At 48.0% G+C, this 25,451-nt stretch carries 21 protein-coding genes and 1 pseudogene; 8 read left to right on the top strand and 14 right to left on the bottom strand.

Annotated features, from left to right (window positions below; all coding sequences use genetic code 11):
- Positions 1–157: 157 nt before the first annotated feature.
- The 7 genes and pseudogenes from ACXIT9_RS14180 to ACXIT9_RS14150 all read right to left on the bottom strand — a co-directional run bounded on the left by ACXIT9_RS14180 (position 158) and on the right by ACXIT9_RS14150 (position 3,803).
- Positions 158–1,099 carry a DUF5655 domain-containing protein gene (locus ACXIT9_RS14180; protein WP_458056901.1) on the bottom strand — a complete coding sequence of 314 codons (942 nt, stop codon included), beginning with the start codon at positions 1,097–1,099 and terminating at the stop codon, positions 158–160.
- Positions 1,100–1,280: 181 nt separating this feature from the next.
- A complete protein-coding gene (locus ACXIT9_RS14175; protein ID WP_458056900.1) occupies positions 1,281–1,745 on the bottom strand; it encodes a DUF3368 domain-containing protein in 465 nt (154 codons plus the stop codon).
- The gene (locus ACXIT9_RS14170; RefSeq protein WP_458056899.1) at positions 1,729–1,956 is read right to left on the bottom strand and encodes a UPF0175 family protein; all 228 of its coding nucleotides are present in this window, start codon (positions 1,954–1,956) and stop codon (positions 1,729–1,731) included. The genes ACXIT9_RS14175 and ACXIT9_RS14170 overlap by 17 nt, the downstream gene beginning before the upstream one ends.
- 638 nt (positions 1,957–2,594) lie before the next feature.
- A complete protein-coding gene (locus tag ACXIT9_RS14165) occupies positions 2,595–3,008 on the bottom strand; it encodes a hypothetical protein (RefSeq protein WP_458056898.1) in 414 nt (137 codons plus the stop codon).
- Positions 3,009–3,096: 88 nt separating this feature from the next.
- Positions 3,097–3,441, bottom strand: coding sequence for a helix-turn-helix domain-containing protein (locus ACXIT9_RS14160; RefSeq protein ID WP_458056897.1), 345 nt, complete (start codon positions 3,439–3,441; stop codon positions 3,097–3,099).
- Positions 3,438–3,629: pseudogene (locus tag ACXIT9_RS14155) on the bottom strand (type II toxin-antitoxin system RelE/ParE family toxin); the annotation flags it as partial. The gene ACXIT9_RS14160 and the pseudogene ACXIT9_RS14155, both read right to left, overlap by 4 nt.
- Before the next feature lie 21 nt (positions 3,630–3,650).
- Positions 3,651–3,803, bottom strand: coding sequence for a hypothetical protein (locus ACXIT9_RS14150; protein ID WP_458056896.1), 153 nt, complete (start codon positions 3,801–3,803; stop codon positions 3,651–3,653).
- 884 nt (positions 3,804–4,687) lie between these two features.
- On the opposite strand from ACXIT9_RS14150, the gene ACXIT9_RS14145 reads away from it, so the two are divergent.
- Positions 4,688–5,935, top strand: a complete 1,248-nt coding sequence (locus ACXIT9_RS14145) for an MFS transporter (protein ID WP_458056895.1) — start codon at positions 4,688–4,690, stop codon at positions 5,933–5,935.
- Positions 5,925–7,502, top strand: coding sequence for a trehalase family glycosidase (locus tag ACXIT9_RS14140; RefSeq protein ID WP_458056894.1), 1,578 nt, complete (start codon positions 5,925–5,927; stop codon positions 7,500–7,502). Before ACXIT9_RS14145 ends, ACXIT9_RS14140 begins: the two co-directional genes overlap by 11 nt.
- Before the next feature lie 65 nt (positions 7,503–7,567).
- Here the strand turns inward: ACXIT9_RS14140 and ACXIT9_RS14135 are convergent, their stop codons facing one another.
- Positions 7,568–8,686 (bottom strand): App1 family protein, encoded by a 1,119-nt coding sequence (locus tag ACXIT9_RS14135; RefSeq protein WP_458056893.1) that lies wholly within the window; start codon positions 8,684–8,686, stop codon positions 7,568–7,570.
- A 139-nt stretch (positions 8,687–8,825) separates the two neighbouring features.
- Here ACXIT9_RS14135 and rlmN point away from each other — a divergent pair, with 139 nt between their 5' ends.
- Both rlmN and ACXIT9_RS14125 read left to right on the top strand, forming a co-directional pair.
- Entirely contained in the window at positions 8,826–9,896 is a 1,071-nt protein-coding gene (gene rlmN, locus ACXIT9_RS14130) for a 23S rRNA (adenine(2503)-C(2))-methyltransferase RlmN (protein WP_458056892.1), read from the top strand.
- Positions 9,893–10,372 (top strand): hypothetical protein, encoded by a 480-nt coding sequence (locus ACXIT9_RS14125; RefSeq protein WP_458056891.1) that lies wholly within the window; start codon positions 9,893–9,895, stop codon positions 10,370–10,372. Before rlmN ends, ACXIT9_RS14125 begins: the two co-directional genes overlap by 4 nt.
- A 146-nt stretch (positions 10,373–10,518) precedes the next feature.
- Here ACXIT9_RS14125 and ACXIT9_RS14120 read toward each other — a convergent pair whose 3' ends face one another.
- Genes ACXIT9_RS14120 through ACXIT9_RS14105 form a run of 4 tightly spaced genes read right to left on the bottom strand, consistent with a single transcriptional unit; the run spans position 10,519 to position 14,650 of the window.
- Positions 10,519–11,490, bottom strand: a complete 972-nt coding sequence (locus tag ACXIT9_RS14120; protein ID WP_458056890.1) for a rhomboid family intramembrane serine protease — start codon at positions 11,488–11,490, stop codon at positions 10,519–10,521.
- A 17-nt stretch (positions 11,491–11,507) separates the two neighbouring features.
- Complete coding sequence (locus ACXIT9_RS14115) at positions 11,508–12,305, bottom strand: rhomboid family intramembrane serine protease (protein ID WP_458056889.1); 798 nt, start codon at positions 12,303–12,305, stop codon at positions 11,508–11,510.
- Between the two features lie 6 nt (positions 12,306–12,311).
- Positions 12,312–14,243, bottom strand: a complete 1,932-nt coding sequence (gene mutL / locus ACXIT9_RS14110) for a DNA mismatch repair endonuclease MutL (RefSeq protein ID WP_458056888.1) — start codon at positions 14,241–14,243, stop codon at positions 12,312–12,314.
- Positions 14,240–14,650: a hypothetical protein gene (locus ACXIT9_RS14105; protein ID WP_458056887.1), complete on the bottom strand. Its 411-nt coding sequence runs from the start codon at positions 14,648–14,650 to the stop codon at positions 14,240–14,242. Before ACXIT9_RS14105 ends, mutL begins: the two co-directional genes overlap by 4 nt.
- Before the next feature lie 156 nt (positions 14,651–14,806).
- Here ACXIT9_RS14105 and ACXIT9_RS14100 point away from each other — a divergent pair, with 156 nt between their 5' ends.
- The 4 genes from ACXIT9_RS14100 to ACXIT9_RS14085 all read left to right on the top strand — a co-directional run bounded on the left by ACXIT9_RS14100 (position 14,807) and on the right by ACXIT9_RS14085 (position 20,694).
- Entirely contained in the window at positions 14,807–17,770 is a 2,964-nt protein-coding gene (locus ACXIT9_RS14100; protein WP_458056886.1) for a glycoside hydrolase family 3 N-terminal domain-containing protein, read from the top strand.
- 93 nt (positions 17,771–17,863) lie between these two features.
- A complete protein-coding gene (gene bshA, locus ACXIT9_RS14095; RefSeq protein ID WP_458056885.1) occupies positions 17,864–19,003 on the top strand; it encodes an N-acetyl-alpha-D-glucosaminyl L-malate synthase BshA in 1,140 nt (379 codons plus the stop codon).
- 138 nt (positions 19,004–19,141) lie between these two features.
- Complete coding sequence (locus tag ACXIT9_RS14090) at positions 19,142–19,765, top strand: sterol desaturase family protein (RefSeq protein ID WP_458056902.1); 624 nt, start codon at positions 19,142–19,144, stop codon at positions 19,763–19,765.
- 116 nt (positions 19,766–19,881) lie between these two features.
- The gene (locus ACXIT9_RS14085; RefSeq protein WP_458056884.1) at positions 19,882–20,694 is read left to right on the top strand and encodes an NAD-dependent epimerase/dehydratase family protein; all 813 of its coding nucleotides are present in this window, start codon (positions 19,882–19,884) and stop codon (positions 20,692–20,694) included.
- A gap of 163 nt (positions 20,695–20,857) precedes the next feature.
- Here the strand turns inward: ACXIT9_RS14085 and ACXIT9_RS14080 are convergent, their stop codons facing one another.
- Together ACXIT9_RS14080 and ACXIT9_RS14075 are read right to left on the bottom strand one after the other, a co-directional pair.
- Positions 20,858–22,195 (bottom strand): RagB/SusD family nutrient uptake outer membrane protein, encoded by a 1,338-nt coding sequence (locus ACXIT9_RS14080; RefSeq protein WP_458056883.1) that lies wholly within the window; start codon positions 22,193–22,195, stop codon positions 20,858–20,860.
- An 11-nt stretch (positions 22,196–22,206) separates the two neighbouring features.
- Positions 22,207–25,263: a SusC/RagA family TonB-linked outer membrane protein gene (locus ACXIT9_RS14075; protein WP_458056882.1), complete on the bottom strand. Its 3,057-nt coding sequence runs from the start codon at positions 25,261–25,263 to the stop codon at positions 22,207–22,209.
- Positions 25,264–25,451 lie beyond the last annotated feature (188 nt).

Raw genomic sequence — 25,451 nt, 5'->3', positions numbered from 1 at the left:
CCCTCAAATCAGCCTACTATTCCACCTAGCAAACCCTTCACCCTGCAGATGTCAGTCAACAGCCACTAGCAAAAAGCCCTGATAGATTTTTTCTCCTATCAGGGCTTTTTTATGGGCTTTTCTCTAGTGGGCTAAATGTTATGGCTCGTTTTTCTTGTCATCCGCCTATATTTTTGTATGCTTCGTTTATTAAATATTTCGTTTCTTCAAAGTCTTTCAAGTCTTTAATTGTCAACTCAAAGTCACCCGTTCCAAAGTGTCCTATCTCTCTAACGTCTCGTCCTTGACTGGGCATTGGTTTCACTTCGTCTGGATTTAGTTTCAGATATAAAGTCAATTTTTTTCTATATGTCTGTAAACAAGCAAAATTCTGACTTGTCTTGTAAGCGATATAATTTTTCTTAGGTGTTTCTTCGATTGAACTGTCAATAGTTACTATGAAGTCACGAACAGCGTTAAACAATTCGAGAATATTGTCTTCAAGATTTTCAAAGTGTTCTTCAAGCGAGTAGGTCGCAGTTTTTCTAGTCAATGCTGCTTTTTTGCCTGCTTCAACCATTACTGGATTTTTACCAACAAGTTCTTCTGTGTCTTGATTGGAAGTTGAAGTTGTCCGCTTGTAAACTTCTTCTATGTTTAAAATTCCGTTCTCGTAAGTCTTGTATTGCCAAAGTTCAATGTTTGCTCCCATTACTTGAACTGCGTGTAAGTCGTATTTTTTGTATTCAGGGGCCAAACAAATTACTCTTATGTCTGACCAATCAACGTCAACATTTTTTCCAAAAGCCTTATTTGCTGCAATTTGAAAGTCGCCTTTGTGGTCTTTAATCCAATGCAAATAGTAAAGACTTTGGTTTATGAGGTCAGACGAAGCAACTTTTTTGTATTCAATTATTACTGGGTTGTTGTCTTCTGAAAGTGCTAACGTGTCAATTCGTCCCGAGTGAATGTTACCTGTCGAGAACTCTGTCGCAATAAAACGGCAATTAAAAATTGTTTCCAAGTTGTCTTCAACAAGTTTTTGTAAGTCCTTTTCGAGTTTAAAATCACTCAGTCGAACTCGTTTTGCTTTTCCTTTATCTATTTCAAAAATTGCCATTGTTTTCTATTGTGTCGTGTCGTTTTAAAATGAGCCATAACGTGATTTAGCTTGGAGACGGTGAGCATTCGGAGCCGTTCTCTTCCAGCCTACTCCTAACTTCTTAAAGATACTAAACTTTTAATTTACTCTGAACCGCCCGCTGTATCCAAGGTGATGTTAGGCTCTGGCATTCTTTGGGTTATTCCCCAGCTTGTTCCAACACCTTTTCAAAAAGCTTATCATTAAACCTAAAATTGGTTAACTTTATCTTTTCAAGAATAGGTTTTACCCTTTCTAAAATTCCGATTTGTTTGGCTCTAAGAATTAAACCAAATGTACCCGAATACCTTAAATTAAGCTTTTCTGCTACTTTTCTTCCCTTAAGTTCATCAAGCATAAGAATTGAGCCTTCCATTTCTAAAAATAATGCGATAGCACTTGCCTCACCTTCATCTAAATCCATTTCCAAGATCTGTTGATAATAAGAATTTTCAGGCGAAGCAACCAAAATCCAATCAGGTAGCGTTTTCCCAAACTCCTTTAAAATTATCGGAGTCACAAACACCTTCTTCCCCATCTTCCTTAATAACTCAAGCTCATCAATTTTGTCCAAAATAATTAAACAGCTGGTATCTGAAATAATGATGTTAGAATCTTGCTGCATCTTTTATGATATCCGATGGTGGATAGTTGATTAAGGAAACATCATAATCTGCCAGAATCTCTGAAAATGCTACTTTTGACAAACCAGCTAATTCAGCAGCTTGTCCGAGTGAAAGTTTCCCTGATTCATACATTTTTGCCGCAAGGAATCGTTTTGTATCCTTCTCATCTAATTCAAGATGATCTGGTATCGTTAAAGTTAGATGCTTCATATTCAAAATTTTAATTAACAATTGCTTTTGAAGGTTCTTTTGCTGGAGCCTAACATTTCTCTTCACGCCATTATGGCGCAAAGTATTCTGATTCGGCCTGATAGACGCCATAGTGGCGGCTATTTCCCAATTACAGAAAGGTACAACTACCCCCTTAAATTTCCAAGTTGTCTAACGGACTTTTTAATTGTTCAAAACCACTTGGAGCCTTCCCCTTCTTTGAACAACTTTAAATTAGACAATCGATGTCCAATTTGTACAAAACAATTCAGAAATTTAATATGGATCTATCGAAAGGGTATCCTCTTCAAGAAGCACTTTATTAGTAGGTGCGTCTTGGCCCGACTGATAAATTACAATTTCAATTTCTGGCTTCATGAACTAAACTTTGATTGCTGGTCTTCACGATACTTAATTTTGGCCTTTTTGAGTTCCTGAATCTCTTCATATTCCAAATTTAATCCTAGGTAAGTAGAAGAGAGATCCATACGGTCATGAAAAAAAAGCAAGCGCATCATTCTCCTTAGCTCAACTTTGTGTGAAGGACTTTCCAATTGGAAAAAGACTTTAACTTTCTCGCCATCAAATTTGAATTCTATGAAACTGTCTACTCCTTGAGAATAAGCTGGGCCTCCGTACTATCTAGCAATTGTATAAGTATCAGACCACAACTTTTCCCCAAGTATTGCATAAACTCCAAATTTTACTTGATCAATTTGATTCCAGGAGTAATTAGAATTATTTACATCTATCGAATCTAAACTGATTCTCAGCTCACCTTCTATCTTCCCAAATTTCTTTTCATTTTCATGGGTACCCCAATAGCTTGCAAAGAGAATTAATCCCAATAATGAAAAAAGTATGGTTCGAATTAAATAATCTACGGGTAGACTTAACTTAAACTGACTAGCAATAGAGGCAATTGTTATTAGCAGAATAAAACCCCCATACATCAGCTTAGAAGAATTTATCCTCCAATCCATTCCTTTTAAGGAAATAAAAATTTTTGCTTTGAATAAAGGAGGATTCATTTGATTCTCAGAATTGTCCATAACGTGATTCAGCTTGTAAACAGCGGACCTTCGGAGCCGTTCTCTTCCAACCTACTCCTGAGTTCTTAAAGATACTGAATTTTCCTATTTACCTTGGACCGCCCGCTGTATCCAAGGTGATGTTAGGGTGCGTATTCCCTTTTTCAAAGTTCAATCGAAATCTTGACCTTACCCCCAATCCTTTTTCTACTATTTCAAAAAGCGTTTTAAGTGTAAGGTTGCTACCATTATTCTCCACCCTTGAAATATAGGCCCTCTTTTTATCCACCAATTCCGCCAATTGCTCCTGGGTAAGATTCTTATTCTCTCTGGCTTTCTTTAAAAGCAATCCAATTTTGAATGACTCAAAACCCCTTTCCAATTCATCCCTGCGTTCGGTTCCTTTGATCCCGTATACTTCGTCTTTGATTTCTTTCCAACTCTTAGTATTCATTCCCTTTTTTTTCCTTTTTGAACTTCCTTTTCAGCGTAATATTCATCCCTCAGCTTCGACGCCTTTTGTATTTCTTTGATTGGGGTTTTTTGAGTTTTCTTTTGGCAGCCATTGAGAAGTATCACTAGCTTTCCTTCATCGAAAAAACAAAACACTCTCCAAATATTAGATGCCAACTGAACCCTTGCTTTATATAACCTTTTCTTTGTTTAGATAGGTTTCAGGTAAGTCTCCGGAACTCTTTCAAAGGTTTCAATAGCCTCGATGACCTTAAAAATCTTGTTTTGAACTTTTTCTGTTTGAGCTTTTAAAAAGTTCTCAAAATGGTCCTGATAAGCAATGACTTCTCTTACTTTTCCCATAACGTAAATGTAAACCTTAAGTTACTATTTTCAAAAATGAAAAAACTATTCGTTTCACCTTGAAGGTTCTTAATATGCACTCTAACTTATACTATCTGTCTGGAAAAACCAGTCCTAACTATCCAATGGTAGGTAATCTGTCTGGTTTTTACCAAATCTAAGCATTTCCCATCAAAAATCTAGGCTCAGATCATGGTGTTCTTAGGTTTTGTAGAATGTTAAAAATCTGTGTCTTCTGTCGTAAACCTATCGGCTGAGCTACTCTGACAATATTTTCTTGAAAGGATGGTGGTAGTGGCATGTGGAGGGTAAAGTGAAAGGTAAACGCTGGAAAAGATCAGCCGTGCCTTACCTTCGGTGTAGGAAGCCGGAGGCCGAAAGACCCAAGCACCGCTAACATAAAGAAAAACCAAGACACAGTTTAATGATCTATCCCGTGAGCACAAGCGATTTTAGGAAAATCCTAAAGCAAACGAAAGGAGCTCAGGAAAAATCGAAAGCAAACGAAAGCAAACGAAAGGGGTTTTAGTGAAAATCGAAAGCAAACGAAAGCAAACGAAAGGGATTTTGGTGAAAATCGAAAGCAAACGAAAGCAAACGAAAGGGGCTTAGGGAAAATCGAAAGCAAATGAAAGTATTTGTTTGGATCAAATGGGGGCTTCCGCCGAGACGTGTATTGGAGGTGTTCTTCCTTTCAGCGAGAGGTTGCCAAGTCTATTTTATAAAAAATAGAAAAAAATACGCATCTATCCTCAATCGGTTTAGATTTTTTGCTAAGGGCTATTTTAGCATCTACGACGGCGTAGAGCAGTTTTTCCTGTGGCAAGACGGCTTTTTTTCTTGTAAAATTTTCGCAAACTTAAAGCTCCATTATCAAGAAGCCCATGAAACCAAATGTACTTATTCGTGCAGCGCTGATCGTAAATTATATGGTCTTCGCAGTGCTACTCAACTCTGTCGGCGCGGTCATTTTACAGGTGCAGCGTAGTTTCGACGTCTCCAAGGCAGATGCTTCCGTCCTCGAAGGGTTTAAAGACCTGCCCATTGCCATTTTTTCTTTTTTAGTGGCCTCCTTTCTGCCTAAGCTGGGCATTAAAAGGGGGATGCTACTTGCCCTCCTGGCGGTCGGCAGTCTCTGCTTGCTGATACCGCTGGCGGCAGACTCCTTTTGGTATTTTAAGTTGCTCTTCGCCGTAGTAGGTCTTTCATTCGCGCTTATTAAGGTAAGTGTTTTCGCTACGATCGGCCTGATCACCAGCGATACCCAACAGCATTCCAGCCTGATGGCCACGATTGAGGGTTTTTTTATGGTGGGGGTGCTGCTGGGCAATGTCTTTTTTTCGCTTTTCGTGAACGATGCTGACCCAAGCTCGCGCGAATGGCTGCAGGTATATGGCTACCTCGGAGCTTTATGTTTTTTGGCCGCAGGCCTGCTGGCCTACGCCACCCTAGAGGAGGGGGAAGCCAAGCAAGAAAACAGCTCTGCTCGGGAGGATTTTCTGGGCATGCTGCGGCTGTCCGTGCAGCCTTTGGTGCTGGTGTTTGCGGGCTCCGCCTTCCTTTTTGTGCTCATAGAGCAGTCTTTTATGACCTGGACGCCAACCTTTTATCAGGAGGTTTTACGCGTGCCTGCTAGTATGAGCATACAGGCGGGTGCCGTGCTTGCGGGTGCTTTGGCCCTAGGCCGCCTACTGGCCGGCATCGTCCTGCGCTACGTACACTGGCTGACCTTTACGCTATGCTGTACGGTGCTGGTGGGGGCTTGCATTCTGCTGACCCTGCCGCTCAGTGCCCAGGGTGCCGATGCGGTTCTGGAGATCAGCTGGCTGCGTGCGCCTTTCGTGGTGTACCTCTTTCCGCTGCTTGGTGTTTTTCTGGCGCCTATCTATCCCACTATCAATTCGGTGGTGCTGAGCGCACTGCCTCGCTATAAGCAAAGCGCCATGTCGGGGCTTATCGTCGTCTTTAGTGCGCTAGGAGGAACGACGGGCTCCATTCTTACGGGCCATATTTTCGAGGCCTATGGTGGTGTTCAGGCCTTTTATTTTGCCTTAATTCCCGTAGTGGCACTTTGTCTGGTGCTCTACCTACTGCATGTACAAGTAAAAAAACGTGATCAACATGCCTCATAAACCCATTCATTTTCCCGAGAGTTTCCCGGGATTATTTGAGGAAGTGCAGACCTCTTCCTTGTTTGCAGATTCCAAAACTTTCGTAGACCTGATTCCACAGGCAGATGCTGAGGTGGTGATGGCCGCTTACACACAGGCCTGCCAAGCCCCTGATTGGGATTTAGCCGCCTTCGTCACTACTTTTTTTCATCCGGAGCCCGTGCTGGAGCCCGCCTTATTAAAGGAGCAAGAGCAGGAAAAGAAACCACAAGCTGAAGAGGGTGCTGGGGGGAGGGTAGCAGAAACCCCTGATGCTCTCCTTTCGAGTGGGGCCGAAGCGAAACAGGTACACTCCCTGGAAACGCACCTGCATGCGCACTGGAAGGTGCTGCGTCGTGCAGCAGATGAGCACCGGCCACCTAGCTCCCTGCTGCCGCTCCCTTACGCTTATGTGGTGCCGGGTGGGCGCTTTGGGGAGATTTATTATTGGGACAGCTATTTTACGATGCTGGGCTTGGCAGAAAGTGGTGAAAATGACCTGCTGGAGGCGATGTTAAGGAACTTTGCTTCGCTAATCGACACCATAGGCTTTATTCCGAATGGAAATCGTAGTTACTTCCTCAGTCGCTCACAGCCACCGTTTTTTGCCTTGATGCTGGAATTGGCCGTGGAGAAGTTGGGCCGACAGGCTCTTTATACGGAGTTTTATACGCAACTGGAGCGGGAGTGGGCCTTTTGGGAGGCGCATCGACGGGTGGACCTTTCGGAGGGGCAGTACCTTTTTCGCTATGATGATGCCGCGCATAGTCCACGGCCGGAGTCTTTTCGCGAGGATGTGCATTTAGCGCGGGAAGTTGCAGACCCGCAAGCTCTTTACCGGCATCTGCGTGCGGCCTGTGAGTCAGGTTGGGATTTTAGCTCCCGCTGGCTGGCGGACCCGCAGCAGTTGAGCAGCATCCGGACAGCGGCACTTTGTCCGGTGGACTTAAACAGTTTGTTGTATCAGCATGCCCGCATAGCGGCCACTGCGGCAGGCCTTTCGGGCCGAGAGGTGGAGCAGCGCATCTGGAGAGAGCGGCAGGAGCAGTTGCGGAGTGCTGTGCTGCACTACTGTCGCGATGCGGAGACAGGAGTTTTTTTAGATTACGATGTGGAGCAAGGTAGGTGTACCGAGGTTCCTTCTGCGGCCATGGCCTTCCCGATCTGGGCGGGTCTGGCAGAGGGCCACATTACGTCCGCAAGTTTGGATTTTCTGGAACGAGAGCTTTTAAAACCCGGCGGCATCGTATGTACGCCAGTGTATAGCGGGCAGCAGTGGGATGCTCCGAACGGCTGGGCACCCCTGCAGTGGATCGCCTATCAGGCATTTCAGCTTTCGGGGCGGCAGGCACAGGCTCGCCTGCTGGCAGAGCGCTGGTGTTCCTTAAACGAGGCGGTCTTTCAGCGTACGGGCAAGATGATGGAAAAGTACCATGTGGAAGATCTCAGCCTGGAAGCTGGGGGCGGAGAGTACCCCGTCCAAGATGGTTTTGGGTGGACGAATGGGGTGTACTTAGCCCTGCGTGCGGCGCTGCGCAAAGAAGCCTAGCCCTTCCCCGGAAGGCGGAAGTTACCAGTGCCTACTGGAAGAGTTTCGGTCTCCGTCTGGGCAGGCTAGGCCCGGCCGTCTCGGCAGGTTTGGCTGATTTCTGCGAGAGCTGCAGGGTCTATCCATCCTGCTTCGGCCGCATGGCGGGCGGCTGCTTCGGTGGTTTCGCTGAGCAAAAAGGGGATGCCGAGCCCTTCAAAGCGCTGCCGGAATGTTTCCATTTCTGCTGTCTTGGCTGCTTTCACGTGCCGGATGTAAACGGCTTTGATGCGTTTGGGGTCCCTTTGCGCCACGCGCCAATAGATCTCCGCGTCCTTCTGGCCGGAGTCTCCGATGAGTAAAAAGTCCAGCTCACGGTGCAGCGAAAAGATATGGTCGATCTGCTGCAACTTATGAGCCTCATGGCTGCCAGCGATAAACTGCTCGCGGGAAATTCCCAGGTCCCGGAGCATTAGGGGGCCAAGCGGCAGGCGATGAGCCTCTAGAAATTCTGTCAAAAAATCGTAGAGGTTCCAAGGGGAGCTGGAGACATAGAAAAAGGGATGCTGCGGCTCTTGGGCATGCCCCCGGCTGAGGGCCCGGTAGAAGGGGGCGACCCCTCCGAATGGTAGCCGCGTGTGGGCGTTTCCCAGAAAGGTTGTTTTAAGCATTTCCCACAGGCGTGTGGCTCCGGTCGGCACGATGGTGTCATCGATATCGGAGATGATTCCGAAGCGGCTTTCGGTGCCGGGGATGTAGCAGTAGGCGGTGGCGCTAACCTCTGGCTGGCTGGGCAGAAGCTTGTCTTCCAGCTGCACGCGCAGGCTGAGCACATGGGGGTAGGGGCTGGGGGACTGGGCATAAGGGACTCTAAAGGCGAAATAGCCTTCCTCATCGCAGCGGGTCCGGTGGGTCTTCCCTCCGATGTGGGCACTGACCGTGCCAAAGGGGATTTCCCAGCTCATGAAGCGCTTGTACATTTTTCGGAAATTTCGGAAGCGGCTGTCTTCGATAGTAGAGAGGCCGATGCCGCGATCGCGCAGGACACGGCCCATGAAATAAAGTTCTTCCGTATTTCCGAAACCCTTGTAGGGCATGACCATTAGACTTCGAATGAGTCCAAAACGTAGGCCTAGCTGCAGCTTAACTGTGGAGAATCCGCGTTTTAGTGGATAGAGCAGCTGGAGGAAAATTGTTTTCAGCATGAGAAAATGGCTTCAGGGGTGCGTTTTTATTCCGCCGCGCTAAGTCTCCGGGGGAGTTTGGCTATCGGTAGCAGCATTTCCAGAATGTCTGACTATCCTGAAGGAGGCGGAAACCACTGATAATTATTATCTTTGTACCATGCAAGTATCCACCAAAACCGATATCCGTCAGCTGTCACTGGCTGAACTGGAGGCTTTTTTCATCGCTCAAGGTGATAAAAAATTCCGCGCCAAGCAAGTGTATGACTGGTTATGGAACAAGTCCCTAAAGAATTTCGACGATATGACGAACATTTCCCTCAGCACGCGGGAGATGCTGAAGGTGCATTTTGTGATCAATCATGTGCGGGTGGATGTCATGCAGCATTCGGTGGATGGGACGATTAAGAATGCGGTGAAACTGCATGACGATAAGATCGTGGAGTCGGTCCTCATTCCTACGGAAAAGCGCATTACGGCCTGTGTCTCCTCCCAGGTGGGCTGTAGTTTGGACTGTAATTTTTGCGCGACAGCGCGCCTGAAGCGGATGCGCAACTTACAGCCGGATGAGATTTACGATCAGGTAGTGGCCATTAAGGAGGAGGCGGAGCAGTTTTTTCAGCGTCCGCTGACCAATATCGTGTTTATGGGCATGGGGGAGCCGCTGCTAAACTATGCGAACGTGCTGGCAGCCATCGAAAAGATTACTTCTCCCGATGGTTTAGGCATGGCGCCGCGCCGGATTACGCTTTCTACGGTGGGGATTCCGAAGATGATTCGGCGCATGGCAGATGAGGAGGTCAAGTTTAACCTGGCGGTTTCGCTGCATAGTGCGATTAATGAGACGCGGAGCCAGCTGATGCCGATAAACGATAAAAGCCCACTGGAGGAGTTGGCAGAGGCTCTGGTGTATTGGTATCAGAAGACCCAGCGCCGGGTCACGTATGAGTACGTGATTTGGCAGGGGATTAATGATGACGAGCGGCATGCCCGTGCACTGGTCAAATTCTGCCGCCACATTCCGTCGAAGGTAAATATTATTCAGTATAATCCTATCGACGAGGGGGATTTCCGACAGGCAGCGCAGGAGGCGGTGGACATGTATGTGCGCATTTTGGAGGAGAATGGGATCGTGGCGAAGGTGCGCCGCTCACGAGGACAAGATATCGATGCGGCCTGTGGGCAGCTGGCAAATAAAAATGAGGTGGCCACTTTAGTAGAAAAGAAATGAGAAGAGAGATTGGATTGGGCATGCTATTTTTCCTTTTTGGCTGGGGCGCTTTCGCGCAAGAAATGGGGGATGTTCGCCTCCAAGGTGGGGGTGACTACCGCATCGGTTTTATCCAAAAAGCAGGAACGCATGTAGGTGCGGAGTATTTTTTCGCGGACATGTTTTCGATAGCACCCACGTTTACGGTGTGGTTTCCAGAGGTGGGGAACTCTACGAATGTGAATGTGGACCTGCGCTACTATTTGACCAGAGGGGTTACACAGGTGTATATCATGGGGGGGTATAATAATTATTGGATCAATTTACAACCGGGAGATCCGGGGCTTCGGCAGACGCGTCCCGGGGCAAACTTTGGGCTGGGCGCTTTTATTCGGGCGACGGAACAGTTTGGTTTTACTACCCAGTTTTCTTTGCAGAGCCAAAATCAGCGTGCGCAGTACTTGCGGGTAGGTGTAGTTTACCAGTTTTCTTTGTGATTTATTAGTAGCTTTTTATTAAAAAACCCCCAATAAGTGTCTAACTTTTTGGGGGCACATTAGGGTGTAGACAGGCTTTTTCTCAGTAGAGTCTGAGGAGTTTTGATGTTTCTTTAATGCAACACTCCTTAGCATCAGCACTGCATTTAACTTTTCTTACTGAACTCAAATAGCTTGCGTTTCTCGTCTTTGCTTAGAGAGTCGTAGCCTTTTTCAGCGATTTTATCGAGGATGGCATCGATTTCCTCTTGGGTCGTTAGCGTACTTCTGCTGGAAGCGCTGCTTTTGTTGCCGAATTTTTTGCTCGTTTCTTTCTCTTTCGGGCTACCTCCTACTGTAAAGCTGGGCGATTTATCTGGGGACTCTCCCTTTTTGCGGTAGGTTACCCGGATGGCAGGTCGAGATTTGAATAGCTTTTCGAAGAACTGCCCTACCGTCTGTACGATTCTTCCCAGGTCATTCCCTTTTTTCAGTTGGAGGATATAGAAAAAGCCCATGGCTGCCCCTCCGAGGTGGGCCAGTTCGCCACCTGCATTTGCTCCTGCGCTGTTTGCAAAGGCGATGATGACATAAAAAATGGCGATATATTTAATTTTAACGGGGCCTAAGAGGAGTAGTTGGAAGGTTCTGTTCGGATCTAGGGTAGCCGCGCCGACTACCACGGCATATACTCCGGCGCTGGCTCCTAGCATGCGTGAGCTGGACACTGCCTCGGAGAACATCGGGGATATGTTGTAAATAAGCAAGTAGAGACCAGCACCTGCTAGTCCGCCGAGCACGTAAATATTCGCTAATTTTCTACTGCCGAGGTATTCATTTACCACAAGCCCGAACCAGTAGAGGAAGAGCATGTTAAACAGGATGTGGAAGATGCCTTCATGTAAAAACATGTAGGTAAAGAGCGTCCAAGGTTGAAAGAGCAGCTGCCCGAGGTCAGCGGGAAGCATGAGAAAGCCGACTAATTTGCTGTAGGCAGCACCTGCTCCACCGATGGCCATGACGACCCGAAAGAAGAGCATCACGAAGAAGACGATTAAATTGATCGCCAGCAGTTTATACAAGCTGTTATTGCTGTATTTAAATGCATTTTTTAAGTTATCCCAAAATCCACCGTACATCTTTTACTTCTTATTTTTTAGTAGCGTAAGCCGCTGTTTCTTTTCCAATATAGAATCATTATGGCTCCTATGAGGAGTCCTGCTAGGTGGGCGAAATGCGCCACGTTATCGTATGGGTTTCTGTTTAATAGGTTATAAATGGTGTATAAGCTATAAAACAACACGAGATATTTCGCACGTACTGGCATGGGAGGGATGAGCAGGAAGAGCTGCAGGTTAGGGAAGAGCATCGCGAAAGCGATCAATATCCCGAACAGGGCTCCCGAAGCCCCCACCATGGGGACGTTTACTTGATTATTTCGTGCTCCCTGCATGTCGCGAACGGCTTGCCTTTCTAGATTTTTACGTTGTTCTCCCGAAGCGCGTTCGTAGTCATCGATAAAATCATACACCGTACTTCGGTACAAGTGAGGGTAGTCGCGCACGAACGCCACGAGGCGATCTGGATCGGGATCGGCCGCGAAGGCTTCGATCTTTTGATCCATGCGATGCACTTTAAAGGAAGTATAACCGGAATAGAGTAATCCTGACCCGACGCCACATACCATCCACAATGTCAGTAACCGTTTAGGCCCCAAAGATTGTTCCAATAAGGGGCCAAAAACGAATAATCCCAGCATATTCGAAAATAAATGCCAGCCATCGGCATGCATGAACATGTAGCTGATGTACTGGGTGGGGATAAAGCGGGGGCTTTGGATGTAATAAAGTGCGAGTATGGCCTGTAGTTCGGGCAGTACAAAGCTTACCACGAGGAAAGAACCTATGGTGATCAGCAGGAGGGCTTTTACAGTGGGCGTCAGGTTGTTTAACATGCTTCGTTAGCTAAAGAAGGAGCGAAGACGGTCCGGTCCTAATTTGATAAAGGTTTTATTTCCGGCCAGGCCGTAGTTCGGTTGTTCACAAGCGAAGAGCTGTCCTACCAGCGTCTCCATTTCTAATTTATCCAGTTGCGCGCCTTTTTTCTTAGCGGCGCGTTTAGCGAGCGCGCGTGCGAGGTTTTCTCTGGTACCTAAAGATAGTTTATCCTTAAAGTGTTTAAACTGTTCGAGGAGTCCTTCGAAGAGTACTTTACCGTCACTGACAGGCACATCTGCCGGAATCCCTTGGATGAGTATGGTATCCTGTCCGAAAACATTTAGCTCGAAGCCTAGGCGTCGCAGGTCCTCCATGATGTCGATCACGAGGGCGAAGTCGGCAGGATGCAGGCTAAGGTGCTGGGGAAACAGGCACTGCTGGCTGGCTCCTTGTTGCTTTTCGTACTGGCGCATGTAACGTTCGTACAGGACGCGCTCATGTGCGGCCTGCTGGTCGATGATGACCAGGCTTCCGGAGAGCTGAGCGACGATGTAGCTGCCATCGATTTGGAACGTCATGCCGGCCTGTTCTTTTTCGAGTGGCCCACGTTTCGGAGCGGTGGCTCCTAGATGTTCCTCTTCATTTGCCCGAGAGGCAAAGGTCATTGTTTCTTCCTCTCGACTTAGCTGTCTGGGGTCTGGAGCTTGCTGGCCAGCAGGTTTTGGCGCTGGCGCCCCCCCTTCTGCTCCTGCTTCGAAGAGCTGCTCCCAGCCCCGTGCGGATGGGCGCTGAAAGCCAGGGCGAAAGTCCATGCGGTTCGTGGTGCTTGCGCTTTTATCTGGATAAAGGGTACGCTCATCCACTTCAATACGATGTTCTTCGTCTAGCGTTTCTTGCTGGCGGGCATTTTTCTGGAAATTATCAGTGAAGTTCACGTCCATATCGAAATCGATCGTGGGGACGACCAGGTGACCTCCAAGCGCCTGACGTAGGGCTGTCTTCACGACGCCGTAGATGGTGCGTTCATCGTCAAATTTTATCTCTGTTTTCGTCGGGTGGACATTAATGTCGATGTGTTTCGGGTCGATTTCCAGGAAGAGCACGTAGAAGGGGTGCAGGTCAGATGCGATAAGCCCTTCATAGGCCGTACAGACGGCATGATGCAGATAGGGGCTGCGGATGTAGCGATGGTTCACGAAGAGGTACTGTTCACCTTTTGTTTTCCGTGCGAGTTCGGGTTTACCTACAAACCCGCTAATGGTTAGGAAAGGGTTTTCCTCCTGAGTGGCGATGAGCTGGCCGCGGTACTGCTTGCCCATCAGCGCCACGATGCGCTGCTGCAGCGAGCTCACGGGCAGCTGGTAGAGCTCCATGTCCTGCTGATGGAAGCTCATTTTAATTTCGGGATGCGCCAAGGCTACGCGTTGGAATTCCTCTACGAGATGCCGCATTTCCACGGCGTTTGACTTGAGGAAATTACGCCGCGCGGGCACATTAAAGAAAAGGTTTTTCACTGCGATGGCGGTACCGTCGGGGAGGGCGTCGGGCTTCTGTTCTTTCACCTCTGAGCCTTCTATGAGCAGGCGTGTTCCCAGTTCATCACTGGCGCGCTTGGTTTTCATTTCCACCTGCGCTACTGCCGCTATGGAGGCCAGGGCCTCTCCCCGGAAGCCGAAGGTTTTAATGGCGAAAAGATCTTCTGAGGCCCGGATTTTCGAGGTAGCATGGCGCTCGAAGCTCATGCGCGCATCGGTGCCGCTCATCCCCTTTCCATTATCGATAACTTGGATGAGCTGCTTGCCGGCTTCTTTGATATGTACTTGGATGTGGGTAGCCCCTGCATCTACGGCATTTTCTAAGAGCTCCTTTAGCGCCGAAGCGGGGCGCTGAACGACTTCTCCGGCGGCTATTTGGTTAGCGATAGCGTCTGGAAGAAGTTGGATAATATCACTCATCTAGTTCGTCCCTTTCTTAAGCGATTTAAAAAGAAGAGGCCCGCGATGGAAACACCGCCATAGCCCAGTACATATAGCATAATAGGTCCAAGGTACACATAACCGAAAAAACTTCCTACTAAGAAGATAAGGATTAGCAGGCGTAAAATACCTGTCTGGCTAGCGGCACTACTTTTTCTGCCGCCGATGCTGCCTCCTTGGGCGAAGGCACCACGGATCCCACTGCCATAATCGCCCTGCAGCCGCTGCCGTTCGGAGTCCTCACTAGCGATTCTACCATCTGCCTGTAGTTCTCGGCGAATGCGCTCGGTGCGCTGCTCTATTTCCTCACGCACGGGATCGTAATAGCGTGGTTTGATATCGAAACGCATCGGCTTGGCCGTTCTAAAGATGGATGGAAATTTCATGGGCTACACTCTTCAATTTTTACTCTATTTCCTTCGTTACTGGATTGAATTTGTTACATTCGATCTGTTAGACAAATAAAATCAAGTAGCTTTGTAACGAACTGTCACTTTTACAAAGTTATCCTAATTTTCAGGTTTTTAAAATTAAACAGCGCCATGACCCGAAAAGTTTACCTCATTTACTTCGCTACTTTTTTGCTTTTTTGGCCCTTACGGGCCCAAAATAAGGATCCGCTCCTAACGCGCGATTTTGCGGAGCAGATGGCTTGGGTGGAGGCGCAGTTTCAGGCCATGAGCTTGGAAGAGCGTATCGGGCAGCTTTTTATGGTGGCGGCCTATTCGAATAAGGGGGCAGCGCATGAAGCGGCGATCGCGCGCTTGGTCGAGCAGGAAGGAGTAGGTGGATTAATCTTTTTTCAGGGTGGCCCTGGACGGCAGGCTTCGCTGACGAACCGGTATCAGGAGCTGGCTAAGGTGCCATTATTTTTAGCGATGGACGCGGAGTGGGGCATGCAGATGCGGCTGGACTCGCTCCCTGCTTTTCCGCGTGCCATGACCTTAGGTGCGCATACCCGTCCGGATCTGATCCGCACCATGGGGAATGAGATCGGCCGGCAGTTCCGTGAGATCGGCATGCATATCAATTTCGCTCCGGTGGTGGATGTGAATGCGAATCCGCGTAATCCGGTGATTGGGAATCGTTCTTTCGGCGAGGATCCTGTGCGAGTGGGTCAGCTCGCTACCGCCTACATGAAGGGGCTGCAGGAGCAAAAAGTTTTGGCGAACGCCAAGCATTTTCCCGGTCATGGAGACACGGAGGCGGATTCCCATCATACGCTGCCGATCATCCGTAATAGTCGGGCGCATCTGGAGGAGGTGGATTTAGTGCCTTTCCGCATGCTGTTTCAGGAGGGCCTTACCAGCGTGATGGTGGCACACTTGCACATTCCTGCACTAGATGCTACCCCGAATCTGGCCACTACGCTTTCTCCGAAGGTGGTGCAGGGTCTGCTTCAGGAGGAAATGGGCTTTCAGGGGCTGGCTTTTACGGATGCCCTGAACATGAAGGGGGTAAGTAATTTCAATACACCTGGCGAGGTGGACCTAAAGGCACTGCTGGCGGGGAATGATGTCTTGCTTTTTGCCGAAGATGTACCGAAAGCGAAGCGGCTTATTCTAGAGGCGCTGCGCAAAGGGGAGCTCGATGAGCGCGTCCTGAATGCGAAGGTAGTGAAGATTTTAAAGGCGAAATACTGGGCGGGCTTACATCGGCAGGGGCCTGTTTTTACGGCAGGACTTACCGAGCGCCTGCATACCCCGGCCACCGATGCGCTGCTGAAGGAGCTGTATGCGGCCTCGCTCACGGTACTGGATAATGAGGATGGGTTTTTGCCCATGAAATTTTTAGACTTGAACCGCATCGCCACGCTGACCATAGGCGGAGATGGGAGCGTTTTCCAAGAAAAATTCGATCGGTTTGCCGAGGCCAAGCATTTCAGTATCTCAAAAGGGGAGACGAGCCGTGCGCTCCGGGATAAGTTGGCGGAATTTGATGTGGTGGTCGTCAATTTGATGGGTGTAAGCGGTGGTGCTGGCAGTAATTATGGATTGAACCGGATGGATATGGTTTGGCTGAAGGACTTGGCCAAGGGGAAGACGGTGGTACCTGTGCTGTATGGCTCTCCTTATGCGCTGGCCGCGCTCAGCGGTTTAGGGAATGTGGTGGTCGCCTATGAAAACAATCGTTACGTACAAGATGTAGTGCCAGAATTGCTCTTTGGTGCCCGCGGCACCGAAGCCCGATTACCTGTTACGGCTTCTTTTAGCTGGAGAGTAGGAAGTGGTGAGGATGTCCTGCCCTCGGGGCGCCTGGGTTTTTCAACACCCTTTCAGCAGGGGATGAATCCGGATGCCTTGGCGGAAATCGATCAGATTATGGAAGAAGGCATGCGACGACGGGCTTTTCCGGGCGGCGTGGTGCTGGTGGCCAAGTCGGGGAAGGTAGTTTTCGAGCGGGCTTATGGTGGCCACATGTACGAAGGGGGCACACCGACGACTCCCCAATCCATTTATGACTTGGCTTCTCTTACGAAGGTACTGGCCACGACACAAGCGGTTATGTTCCTCGCAGACAGGGGTTTATTGGATGTGGAGCAGCCACTCGAACGCTACTTGCCTGAGCTACGCCAAACGAATAAGGGGAGGCTCAAGCTGCGCGATGTGCTGCTGCATGAGGCAGGCTTAAAGGCATATCTTCCCTACTATTCAGAGACTTTAGAAAAGCGGGCATGGAAGTCCGTTTACTATCAGCCGAAGCAGCAGGAAGGGTTTTCGCGTCCTGTCGCGGCCGGCATGTATGCGATGGATCACTTGCGTGACAGTATATGGCACTGGACGATTCAGTCAGAGCTAAACCCTCCTAAGGCTGGTGGGCGTGCGGGATATGTATATTCGGATCTTACCATGTACCTACTTCAGGAGGTGGTAGAGCGTCTGGTTCAGGAACCTTTAGACCGCTTTTTAACCCGGACGGTGTATGCGCCGATGGGGCTGCGGACGCTGGTCTTTAACCCTTTGGAAAAACTCCCTTTGGAGCGTATCGCCCCCACGGAGTATGATGTGCTCCTACGAAAAACGCTGGTGCATGGCTATGTGCACGATCCTGGGGCAGCCATGTTCGGGGGGGTAGCGGGGCATGCCGGGCTCTTTGGTCAGGCCTACGACGTGGCAGCGGTGCTGCAAATGGCCCTGAATGGAGGTTTTTATGGAGACTTAGCGCTTTATGGACCCGAAACCATCGCCACATTTACAGACTACCAGTCTTCCATCAGCAGGAGGGGCTTCGGATGGGACAAGCCAGAAAAAGAGTTGGATAAGGGCGGAAGTGCGGGCAAGTTGGCCCCTAAATCCACCTTCGGGCATACGGGCTTTACCGGGACCTGCGCCTGGGCGGATCCCGATAATGAGTTGATCTATGTGTTTCTGTCGAATAGGGTGCATCCGAATGCGGAAAACAATCTTCTGATCAAAGAAAGCTATCGGCAGCGTATCCATGATGTCATCTACAAGTCGATGCAGATAGAATTATTTCAGGAACGTTTATTAGATGCCGAGGATTAGCGGATTGATTTTTGCTTCGTAACGATAGTCACCGAATTTAATGAACATTTTCCCCCTACTTTGCTGTTTATACAGCATTAAATACAGAAGCGCATGAAAATAGGCATTGTTTGTTATCCCACCTTTGGCGGCAGTGGTGTAGTGGCTACGGAGCTAGGTAAGGCACTTGCTAAGGTGGGGCACAAGGTGCATTTTATTACGTATAGACAGCCCACCCGTTTAGATTTTTTTAGTGAAAACCTCTTTTATCATGAGGTAGATATTAAAAGCTATCCGCTCTTCGAGCATGCGCCTTATGAGCTGGCGCTGGCCAGCAAGATGGTGAATGTGGTCAAGTACGAGCAGCTGGATCTGCTTCACGTGCATTATGCGATTCCCCATGCTTCTGCAGCTTTTATGGCCAAGCAGATTTTACGCGTACAGGGCATCGAGATTCCAGTGGTTACTACGCTACATGGAACAGATATTACGCTGGTGGGGAAAGATCCGAGCTACGAACCGGTGGTGACGTTCAGCATCAATCAGTCAGATGGGGTAACGGCAGTCTCGGAAGACCTACGTCAAGCGACCTTCGCGCATTTCGATGTGCAACGTGACATTCGTGTCATTCCGAATTTTATCGACTTAGACCGTTTTAAGAAGCAGAAAAAGGAACATTTCAAGCGGGCGATTTGTCCGCATGACGAAAAACTTTTAGTACATACCTCTAACTTTCGCAAAGTAAAACGCGTAGAGGATGTTATCCGTGTCTTTTATGAGCTGCGAAAGCGTATTCCTGCCAAACTTCTTTTGGTAGGGGATGGTCCCGAAAGAGATCGTATGGAGCGGCTCTGTAGAGATTTAGGCACCTGTGACGATGTGCGGTTTCTTGGCAAGTTAGAGGCTGTGGAAGAAGTGTTGTCAGTCGCTGACTTGTTTATCATGCCTTCCGAAAAGGAGAGTTTCGGATTGGCCGCCTTAGAAGCCATGGCCTGTGAGGTTCCTGTACTTACCTCAAATGCTGGTGGAATTCCTGAGTTGAATATCGATGGTGTCACAGGCTTCGCTTGTCATGTCGGCGACGTCGCCACTATGACAGAAAAAGCAGCCTACATGCTGGCTGCCGAAAATTTACCACGCTTTAAAGAAAATGCCTTAAAGCGTGCTAAAGAATTCGATGTCAGCAATATACGCCCCATCTACGAGGCCTACTACGAAGAGACGATCGCGAAAGCCCATCGGGTTCTGACCTAAATTAGCTTATTTCCTTATAAACTTTTGGTTACAGAGGCAGTTCTATAACCGATTCGCATGCATTTTTGCATGCTTTTTGAGTACGCGTTCTTTAAAGTATTAATCAACCAACTATTTTAATAGGATATGAGTAGCACAATAAAAAAAATTGGGAGGTTGGACAGGCCTGATAATTCCGGTTCTGCTCAAATGTTCAAAAACCCGACCTTAGAGAAGTTGTCCCGGACACATATCAGCATTCCGATTGTGTTGTTTTTGGGCATCAGTTCGGTTTCCTTCTATTATGCGGTCAGCAGTACAGCCATTGCTTTACCGGTAGGTATTGGCGTCTTTCTGCTGGGAATCCTGGCCTTTACTTTTGTAGAGTACATGATGCACAAGCATTTTTTTCATATGCTTCCCGATACGAAATTTAAGGATAAGCTGCAGTACTCCATTCACGGGGTGCATCATGATTATCCTAAGGATAAGGACAGATTGGCCATGCCGCCCTTTGTGAGTGCAGCTTATGCGGCCATATTCTATGGGGTGTTTACCTTGCTTATGCAGGATTATGCACTATACTTCTTGCCTGGTTTCTTAGTGGGCTATGCGGCTTACTTGGCGGTCCACTATGCAGTACATGCCTTTCAGCCGCCGAAAAATTTCTTGAAGGTGCTTTGGGTGAACCATGCAGTGCATCATTATAAGGATCCTGATGCCGCCTTCGGGGTGAGTTCACCTCTTTGGGATTACTTGCTGGGCACGATGCCCAAGAAATAGATTACTTTATTTAGCAGCTTTCGAGCTGCTTTTTTTTGCCCGAGGGGCAAAGGCTTATCCTCAGAACCCTGCGGCTGCAGCTGCGTTAATGGAAAAAAAGTAGCTGGAAAGAAGACATGAAAAAAATAGGAATTATTGGTTTTGGCTGGCTGGGGGAGCCTCTCGGGCATCAGCTGAAGGAGGCGGGCTATATCGTGGTGGGCTCCTGCACCTCGGAGACGAAAAAGGAGCGGCTTTGGGCGGATGGCTTGCATGCTGTCAATTTTAAGTTAAGCCCTTATCCGGAGGGGGTAGCCTATCAGGCACTCTTTCAGGTGGATGTGTTAGTGGTAAATGTGCCACCGCGAAGTCGCAGCATGCCGGGGGATTTTTATCCTGAACAGATGCGTTACCTACGTGAGATGATCGAACAAGCGGGGATAAAGCATGTAATCTTCGCTTCTTCTACTTCTGTTTACCCGAATGAGCGGCAGCTTGCACGGGAGTCAGATGCCCTCCTGTTAGAAACGTCAGAGAGTCCAGGTATTTTAGCTGCTGAATACCATATGCAAGGGGGGGATTTTAACTGCACTGTCTTGCGCTTCGGTGGCTTGCTCGGGGTGAACCGAGTACCGGGAAGCTATTTTTCAGGTAAAGAGGGTGTAGCCGGGAATCCTCCTGTCAACTATATCCATCAAGAAGATGCGATCCGTTTAATTCAATGGGTGATAGAAGAAGGGAAGTGGAATGAAGTGTACAATGCGGTGAGTCCACTGCACCCCTGTCGTCGTGAGGTGTATGAAGAAAATGCGCGTCGTATGGGATTTGCACCGCCAGCTTCCTATGCGGAAACGGCTGCATGGAAAACGATAAGCGCCGATAAATTAGTGGAACATGGCTTTGAATTCGTTTTTCAGGATCCGATGAAGTTTTGGTATCAGAAGGTATAAGGTCCTCGCTTTTCTCCTGGGTAGTCGGCTGAAGTATGCAGCCAAGGTTGTTCTCACAGGCTTAGAGGGAAAGATAAAAAAAAGCTATCGGGTTACCCGATAGCTTTTCGTTTTTATTCGGCATGTCGCTTGTAATGCCTGTTATTTCTACTTAGCAACTTTATTAAAGTGTTTCATAACCCGGGTTCTGAACGAGTGCACTGGACACCTGCAACTCATCACGCGGAATCGGGAAGACCCTTCTGAAGGCAGGCATGCCCAATACAGTTCCTATTTGATTAAAGCGAACTAGGTCGAAGAATCGGTGACCTTCATAGTTGAGTTCGGCTCTACGTTCACGAAGTAAGGCGTCACGAAAATCATCTAGTGAACTAACGGTTTCCAGTGGTGCTAAACCCGCTCTTTCGCGCACTTGGTTTAAGTCCTCCAGGCCGTCAGCTGGATTTCCAGAGCCATAGGCTAAGGCTTCTGCTCGAATCAGCAAAAGTTCAGCGAAGCGAAATACCTTCGCGTTATTCGAGTTGGTATTATCTGGATACTTGTTGCTCCGGTTCGCATTACGCAAAAAGACGAATAGCTCTCCACGTGCGTCACCTTCCTCAAAGGAGTTTAAAAGAGAGGGATCCACATTATACTCATCACGACGGATGATGAAGGTATTAAAGCCACTTTGATCCTGATCGTTAAACTCCACTTCGAAGATAGACTCTGCTGTCGGCTCAGTGGCTTCATAAATGGCATTCACATCAGCTAAGAGGCTGAAATTTCCGGAATTGATTACCTCGCTCGCGTCGGTTGCTGCTGCCGCGTAGTTCTTGCGGTAGAGCTGTACGCGTGCGCGCAGGGAAAGCGCCGCCCAGAAATTAAAGCGTCCTCTGTCGTTAAAGCCTTGTAAATTAGCGATAGCTACATCTAGATCTGCTAAAATTTGATTGTACACCTCCTGAACGCTGCTACGCGCTAAATTAGGAATCAGGTTAAAATCATTATTTTCGATCGGAGCCAGTAATAGGGGTACACCGAATGCGGAACTTTCGTCATAAAATTCCCCATACACGCGTAATAAGTCGAAATAAGCCAAAGCCCGCACGCCATGTGCTTCGCCAAGCACACGATCCCTATTGCCAAAAGTCTCGTCTTCTAGTGTAGGAATACCCGTGATAAGCAAGTTGGTGATATTGACGACACGGTAAATATTTGGCCAAGCCTGGGTCACCCAAAGGTTGGTAAATGGGACAGCACGCTGATCGATTTCTAGCTGACTATCGAAGAAACCTTGGAAGGTCGCATTATCAGCGATCAGGTCATTATTCAGTACGAATTCCACTCCATAGTAAGGGTCTACCTGCATGCGGGAATAAGCTCCCAGCATGATTGCATTCGCAGAAGCGCCATCACGAAGCGCGGTATTTGCATCTAAATTCGCGAAGGGTTCGGGATTCAAAATATCACAGCCTGCGATGAAGGCCATGGAAAGACATATAGCGAGTATTTTTTTCATAGTAGGCTGCATTAAAGTCCGATATTAACACCTAAGGATAAACTTCTCGTTTGCGGGAAGGTACCGAAGTCGGAACCTGCCACTCGAGGATCACGTGCGTTTTGGCTTACCTCAGGATCGAAGCCGGTGTAACGAGTGAAGGTCAACAGGTTTTGGCCTTGTAAGAACACACGTAAAGAACGAGCTCCTACGCGCTGAACGATCTCAGGTCTAAAGTTGTAGCCTAGGGTCAGCATACGTAAGCGTAGGAAAGACCCATCTTCCAGCCAGCGGCTGCTGTACTCTCTCCAGTTGTCATTCTCTAAGGAAGCTCTTGGGATATCGGTTATGTCGCCAGGATTTCTCCATCTGTTTTCAGCTAAAGTGTGGTTGTTTCCGTCAGGTAGAGGGAAACCGGTACCAATTCTGCTCCATCCTAAATTTTCATATACCGCGCGGGAGTGATTGAAAATTTGGTTTCCTACCGTAAACTGGAAGAAGACGTTTAAGTCAAATCCTTTGTAGGAGAAGTTGTTATCAAAGCCTCCAAAGAAGTCTGGCTGAGCATTTCCTACGATTCGTCTGTCAGCGGAGTTAATCGCACCGTCACCGTTTTCATCGATCCAGCGCATATTACCTGTCTCGGGATCCACTCCTTCGTGGTCGATAAGGAAGAAGGTTCCGATAGGGTGTCCTACCGACAAAATATGGGAGTCGCTGATGATCTGATCGTTCGTCTCTAATGCTAAGATCTCATTACGGATCCAGGAGATGTTAAAGGCCGAGCTCCACTGGAACTGCGCATTGTTCACGATAGCACCTCGGATACCTAATTCCAGACCACGGTTTCGCACACTACCGATATTTTCTGTTACTGTTCGGAAGCCTGAAATACCTGGGATCAATCGGTTCAGCAAAAGATCATTCGTGGTCTTGATAAAGTAATCTGCTGTTAAGGTAATACGGTCGTTCATGACACCGAAGTCTATCCCCCAGTTCCACTGTGCTGTCGTTTCCCAGGTCAAGTTATCATTCGCTAGCTGGACGGGTAGTAAAGAAGGCACCTGACGGTACGCATTTATACCGAATAGGCCTCGGGAGGCAAAGTTTCCGATACCATCCTGATTTCCTACCACTCCATAGGAAGCACGAATTTTTAGGTCAGAAATAAAGTTTTGTTCCTGTAAAAAGGCTTCTTCTGATAGGCGATATGCTACAGAACCGGAAGGGAAGTAGCCAAAGCGGAAATTTCTACCAAAACGAGAGGAACCATCTGCACGGACCGTAAAGGTGGCCAAGAATTTATCGGCATAGCTGTAGTTTGTTCTAAAGAAATAGGAAGCGATCCCCCAGTCGGTACGGTTAGTAGACGCGCTGGTAATATTTGCTGCCGCCGCTAAAACCACGAAGTCGTCACTAGGGAATTCCTGACCGATGATGCTAGAAAAGGCTCTTCGGGAGGCTTGGAAGGAAGTACCTAAAACGGCATTCAAGTAAGACTTACCACCACCGAAATCTTCATCGTATGTCAGGTAGTTTTCCGTAATCCAAGTAAAATCCTGCGTGGAGCCGAAAGTCCCCTGTCCATTTAGCTCAGCATTTACAGACTCACGGGAAATGATGGGCGTGTAAGATTCGTCTTCCAAATAAGTAAAGTCGATGCCCGCAGAGCTTCTAAACTTCAACTTTTTGTTGATCGTCGCCTCCGCATAGGTATTCGCGATACCACGGGTAGTACGCGTAAAGCGATGGTACTCATTCGCGATAAGTACGGGGTTATCCAGCATCCACCAGCCGAAATAGTCAAATGGATCCGCGTAGCTGCCGTCTGCCTCGAAAACAGGCATTAGAGGATCGCCCGCAAGAGAGTTAATCACCACACCGTAAAGGGAGTTGTCATTAATCGTTCTATCTTGGATGGTCCGGCTTACATTAATGCTGGTTCCTACTTTTAACCAGTCACGCGCCTTGGTGTCCACATTTAAACGTGCTGAAACGCGCTCGAAGCCTGTTCCTAGCTGAACCCCTTCTTGATTAAAATAAGACAAAGAGGTGTAGTACGTGGTCTTATCATTACCGCCAGAGACAGCCACATCATGACTTTGGATCGGGGCATCGCGGAAGATTTCGTCGAACCAACGTGTATTCCTTAACTCTAAATCTGGGTCTGTGAGGTCGAAGCCCCATAAGTTAGATACAAAGCGCTCTGGGTAATTTCGGCCCAGGAAGCGATTGTCTTGCATGGCTGCCTCATCCATCAATTCTAGAAACTGGCGCGAGTCCATCATGTCGATTTTATTCGTCACACGCTGAAAACCGTAAAAAGAGTTGATGTCTATTTTAGCATCGCCAGATTTTCCTCTCTTCGTGGTAATCAAAACAACACCATTCGCGCCTCGAGAACCGTAAATGGCTGCTGCAGATGCATCCTTGAGAATTTCGATCGACTCGATATCCGCCGGATTAATATCTGCAAGCGAGTTTGTCGCCTGGCCCCCAGAGAATAGCCCCGAAAGGTCTTCTGAAATCATCGGAATACCATCGATTACATATAGAGGTTCCGAGCTTGCGGAAAGAGAAGTGTTACCTCGGATCTGCATGCTGATGCCGGCTCCTGGAGTTCCCGATGGGCTCTGCACGAAAACACCAGCTGCACGCCCTTGCATGGCTGCATCTAAACTGGCTACGGGCATACGGTTAATATCCTCTCCAGTAACACTACCCACTGAGCCCGTTAAGTCGCGGCGCGACTGAGTACCGTACCCGACCACGACGACTTCGCTTAACTGCCGCTCGTTGGTTTGTAAGCGCACATCGATCACCGACTGATTTCCGATCGTCACTTCCGTGTTATTATATCCGATAAAGGAAAAAACGAGTACCTGCTCGCTATTATCTACCCGTATGGTGTACTTTCCGTCAATATCTGTGACGGCTCCTAAGTTCGTTCCCTTCACCCGAATGTTCACCCCGGGTATAGGGTCGTTATCGTCCGCCGAAACGACCGTCCCGGTGACGACTTTTTCCTGTGCCCACGCTGCCGCTAAAAAAGCGAAGATGAACATCATACTCAGTAATTGTTTCTTCATATAAGGTTTGTTTTGATTGGTATAAAACAAGTTGTTTTAAAATTAAATGTAAGGAATAATAAGGGATCATTCCAAATTTTTCTTCACATTTAAAAATTAGGGGAATAATTAAATGCTTAAAAGCTCGGAGGTTTTATTAAATTTTGTCTTATTCCTAATAAAAACAGGCTTATTTGGGTTTATCTAAA

Source organism: Nitritalea sp., from assembly GCF_054166705.1.
Note: the sequence above shows the minus strand (reverse complement) of the source record. Positions and strands in the feature narration are given on the sequence as shown.